At 68.7% G+C, this 4238-nt stretch carries 3 protein-coding genes; 1 reads left to right on the top strand and 2 read right to left on the bottom strand.

Annotation, left to right across the window (positions count from 1 at the left end; genetic code table 11):
* Window positions 1-245: 245 nt before the first annotated feature.
* Entirely contained in the window at window positions 246-1226 is a 981-nt protein-coding gene (locus tag P3W75_RS10840; protein WP_276227382.1) for an SCO family protein, read from the bottom strand.
* Between the two features lie 2 nt (window positions 1227-1228).
* Complete coding sequence (locus P3W75_RS10835; RefSeq protein WP_430765360.1) at window positions 1229-4018, bottom strand: multicopper oxidase domain-containing protein; 2790 nt, start codon at window positions 4016-4018, stop codon at window positions 1229-1231.
* On the opposite strand from P3W75_RS10835, the gene P3W75_RS10830 reads away from it, so the two are divergent.
* Entirely contained in the window at window positions 4017-4166 is a 150-nt protein-coding gene (locus tag P3W75_RS10830) for a hypothetical protein (protein ID WP_276227381.1), read from the top strand. The two genes, P3W75_RS10835 and P3W75_RS10830, sit on opposite strands and share 2 nt — an antisense overlap.
* The last annotated feature ends 72 nt before the right edge of the window (window positions 4167-4238 follow it).

Genomic DNA, 4238 nt, shown 5'->3' with positions numbered 1-4238 from the left:
CGCTGGACAGCGGGGAAAGTTCGTCGGGCAGCCAGGAATGCGCCGCTACCAGCGTGCCGGCAACGGCAATGACCAACAGGCATTTCTTGAGCTTCATGGGAGTCTCTCCATTGGCTTGGGGACACGAGGCCCGATGCGGGGCTCACATGCTCTTGTTCCACCGGCCGGCTTCCAGGCGCCGGCCAGTAATTGCGGAACACGCCAGCGAACCGATCGCGCCGACCGGTCGTCGGGGCGGACGACATTCATTGGCTGGCCTGCTGCAACGGCGGCGCCGATCCGGCCCGTGGCGTCGCGTCGGCGCTCGGGTCGGCGAGGTAGCCGAGCAGGGCCTGCACTTCCACCTCGCCGAGCCCCAGGTTGGGCATGCCGATCTGGTTGAACTGCCGGTACAGCGCTGTGGCGGTCGGGTCCTGCTCGGCCAGCATGCGGTCCGGCTCGCGCAGCCAGCGTTCGAGCCAGGCGCGCTCGCGGCGCCGGGTGACGCCGGCGAGGTCGGGGCCGATGGCCTGGCGCATGGCGTTGGCGTCGGCGCCCAGGGAGTGGCAGGCCGAGCAGCGGGTGCGGAACAACTGCTCGCCCGGCGAGGGCGTGCGCAGCTGCGGGGCGTCGGCGTAGCTGTTGTGCGTCGCGCTGGCGACCTTCCAGTTCTGCAGGGAATTGCCCAGGCGGTCGGCGAGGATGTAGGGGTTCTCGAACGGCGAGACCTTCATCCATTGCCCGGTGGCCTGGTTGCCGATGATCAGGCTGAGGCTGTGCTCGCTCTTGTTCTGCGGGTCGACGCGGATGTCGAGCAGGCCCAGGCGCTGGCGCAGCTCGGTGATGGCGGCGAAGTCGCCGGTGAGGAAGCGCCAGCCGGGGCCGACGTGGAAACGCTCGGCATAGGCCTTGAGCACCTCGGGGGTGTCGGCTGCCGGGTCGATGCTGATGGAGTAGAAGAACAGCTCCTTGCCGACCCGCTCGCCGAGCAGCTTCTGCACCTGGCGCAGGCGCGCGGTTTCCGCCGGGCAGGTGGCCGAGCAGCCGGTGAAGATGAAGTTGATGGCCACCACCTTGCCGGCGATCAGGTCGTCGTAGAAGCGCAGGTGCTGGCCGTCCTGGTCGACCAGTTCGGTGTTCGGGAAGTAGTCGCGGCCCCAGGGGCTGTCGCCCTCGGCCGCCGCCGTGGAGCAGGCGGCGGCGAAGGCGAGGAGCCAGGCGCCCAGTTGCAGGGTGAGGGTGCGCATGGTCATTGCCCGCGGTTGCTCTGGTCGCCGTCGCGGAAGGTCGGCAGGGCGACGGAGCCGACGTAGTCCACGCCATCCCAGGTCGGCAGCGGCGTGGGCATCAGCTGGAATTGGCCGGGGAACTCGATGTCCCAGCGCAGCAGCATCGAGTTGTCCTCGTGCTGGGTGTTGTGGCAGTGCTCCATGTAGGTGCCGGCGAACTCGCGGAAGTGGATGGCCATCTGCACTTCCTGCTGGCTGTCGGCGTCTTCGCCGATGCGGTAGACGTCCTTGCGCGCCCACTTTTCCCATTCCGGCGGCGCCTTGCCGCCCCGGCTGAGGACGATGCCTTCCTCGAAGTGCACGTGCACCGGGTGGCTCCAGCCGTTGCCGCCGTTCTGGATCTTCCACACTTCCAGGGTGCCGTCGCCGCTGAAGCCGGCGTCGGTCGGGCCGTTGGCCAGGCGCGGCGCCGAGGACACGCGCAGCGGGTTCATGCTGATGCCCAGGCCGCCGTCGGTCTTGATGGTCCAGGGCGCGGCGTCGGTGCCGTCGGAGCGGCCGAAGACGAAGGTGCGGTGGCGCGCCTGGGCGATCTTCGCCTTGTCGGCCGGGTTGTCGCGGTCGAGCACCAGCGGAATCATCTTCTTGCCCGCCGGCTTGCCCGGTCTGGCCGGTTCGTAGGCCACCGGATCGAGGCTCTGGTCCTGGCCGCCGTAGGGCTGCACGACGAACTGCATGAGCATGCCCACGCCCGGGTCGCCCTTGTCCCACTGAGGGCCCTTGCTGGTCTGCTTGATGACCGCCTTGTATTTCTCCGAGAGCACCTCGGCCAGCGGTATGTCGCGCTTGGTGCCCTTGCCGGTGTCGTGTTCCTTGAGGTTGACCAGGTACAGCTTGTCGCCGGGTTTGATGCCGTTGCGCGAGAAGTTGATGAGGATGTCGTAGCGCTCGGCGATGCCCTGGGTCGGCAGGATGGCGTTGTTGTCGCTGCGGTCGCCGTCGCCGTTGAGGTCCATGCTGCCGTCGAAGGGCACGGCGTGCTCCATCAGGTTGCCGTCGTTGGCGACCATGTGGAAGGGCACCCGCGCGTAGGTCAGGTTGGAGCCGGAGGGGCCCTGGAACTCGCCGCCCTTGCCCTTGATTTCGCGGACCACGGCGAGCTTCAGGTAGCGCGACACCGAACCGTTGAGGATGCGCAGGCGGTAGTTGCGCGCGCGCACGTTGAGGTACGGCCGGTACTGCCAGTTCACCAGGGTCTGGTCGCCGAGGAAGCCGTCGGTGTTGAACGGGTTGAACCACAGCTGGCCGCTCTGATCCCAGGCCTTGTCCGCCACCACCAGGTTCACGTCGTAGTCGCGGTTGCCCCAGGCCAGCGCGCTGCCGCTGGGCAGGCGCAGGTTGACGCCGTCGTCGATGGCCTCGTTGCCGCGGTCCAGGGCGCTGTAGTAGTTCATCATCGCGGCGTTGCCCTTGTAGACGTTCTGCGCGGTGAAATCGAGCATGTGGTCGTGGAACCAGTGGGTGCTCATGGTTTCCCGCCAGTCGCCGCGGATGTTGATGCGGCCGTTCTGGCAGGTCTTCAGGCCGGGCTGGGCGTCGTTGACGAAGAGGGTCTCGCCGGGTGCGCAGGGGAAGGCCGCGCGGGGGGCTTCGGCGCGGGTGTTGATGGTGTCGTAGCCGGCCAGTTGCAGCGGCCAGCGGTAGTCGTAGTACTGCCCTGGGAAGAAGAACGCGGCGGTGTAGCCGTCGCTCTCGGCGGGGGTGTGGCCGTTGTGCTCGTGGGTGCTGATGGTGTGCAGGCCGAAGCCGTGGTTGGCTGCCGGGTCGATCGGCAGGGCGTTGTAGTGGCGCATCAGCAACGGCTGGCCGTAGCGCACCATGAGCAGCTTGGGCGGCAGGGTGCCGTCGAAGGTCCACACCGAGTTGTGGTCCTGCACCGGCATCTGCGGGTGGAAGCGGATCGCGATGCCCTTGGTGGTGCCGTCGAAGCCGGGCATGCCGGTGGTGTTGTGGTAGAGCCCGCCGGGGCCGAACTCGCCGGCCGCGTAGTGGTGCATCTGCCAGGCGTCGCGCACGCCGCCGTTGCCGCGCGCGCCGGCCTGCACGGTCTGGTAGGCGGCCTGCGGGTAGAACTCGTTCCAGCGCTGGTGCGACCAGCCCTTGCCCGGCGGCCGGCCCTCGGCGGGCGAACCGATCGGCTGGCGGTTGAGGAAGTCCTCGATCGGCCGCTTCCACGGGTTGCGGTCGAGTACGTTGGCGAACTGGGTGGGGTAGGGGGTCAGCCCCGGCTGCTTGAGGAACGCGTCCAGGGCGGCGCCGGACGGGCCGCTGCGGGCGATGCTCAGCGGGTCCTGCTCGGGGGTGTTGCCCAGGGCCGGCAGCGGGAAGCCCATGGGCGCCGGCGGCACTGTCGGGTCGAGCTTGACCGGGCCGAACTCCTCGAACAGCAGCAATTGCTGGGTGAACGGCTGGGCGCCGAACAGCGGGCTGGGCCTGCCGTTGGTGGGGTAGTTGAACGAGGTCTGCTGCGCCGGCGGCAGGATGTTCTCGGCGCGTGGCGTGTTGCGGTCGCCCTCGACGCCGTCGGGCAGGTCGAAGGCGCCGTGGTTGGCCTCCGGGGTGTTGGCCAGTTCGGCGGCGGCGTCGGCGTCGTTGGGCACGTCGCGGAAATAGGAAACGTCGTTGTCCGGCGGCTGGCCGAAGTCGTCCAGTGGCGAGGCGTGCAGCGCCGGCGCGGTGGCGGCCAGGAGCAGGGTGCAGGAGAGGTTCCGGAGACGGCGCGCGGGAACCCGGGAGGAGAGGTTCTTCATGCTGGGCTTCCTTCGCTTCGCGAGCGAGTCGGTCGACGTAGCGAGCCGCGGCGGCGAGGCCACGGTGGTTTCGGGTGTTGGCGAAGGGGCAGTCGCAAAGCTCGCGCCACAATTTGAAACAAATTTCCTGGTGCGGGCGCAGGCCTAGTGCCATCAGGGTTTCGTGGCGATCGGGGGAAACTGCGGGGACGTCGGGCTGGGGCAATGGCCCCGAGGCCGG

Source organism: Pseudomonas citronellolis, from assembly GCF_029335315.1.
Classification (GTDB): Bacteria; Pseudomonadota; Gammaproteobacteria; order Pseudomonadales; family Pseudomonadaceae; genus Pseudomonas; species Pseudomonas citronellolis_A.
The sequence above is the reverse complement of the archived record's forward strand: the minus strand, read 5'-3'. Positions and strand labels throughout refer to the sequence as shown.

What these genes read in the sequence shown, in the direction of transcription:
- P3W75_RS10840 (WP_276227382.1), bottom strand. Translation starts at nt 1,226, where the DNA reads ATGCGCACCCTCACCCTGCAACTGGGCGCCTGGCTCCTCGCCTTCGCC.
- P3W75_RS10830 (WP_276227381.1), top strand. Translation starts at nt 4,017, where the DNA reads ATGCTGGGCTTCCTTCGCTTCGCGAGCGAGTCGGTCGACGTAGCGAGC.
- P3W75_RS10835 (WP_430765360.1), bottom strand. Translation starts at nt 4,018, where the DNA reads ATGAAGAACCTCTCCTCCCGGGTTCCCGCGCGCCGTCTCCGGAACCTC.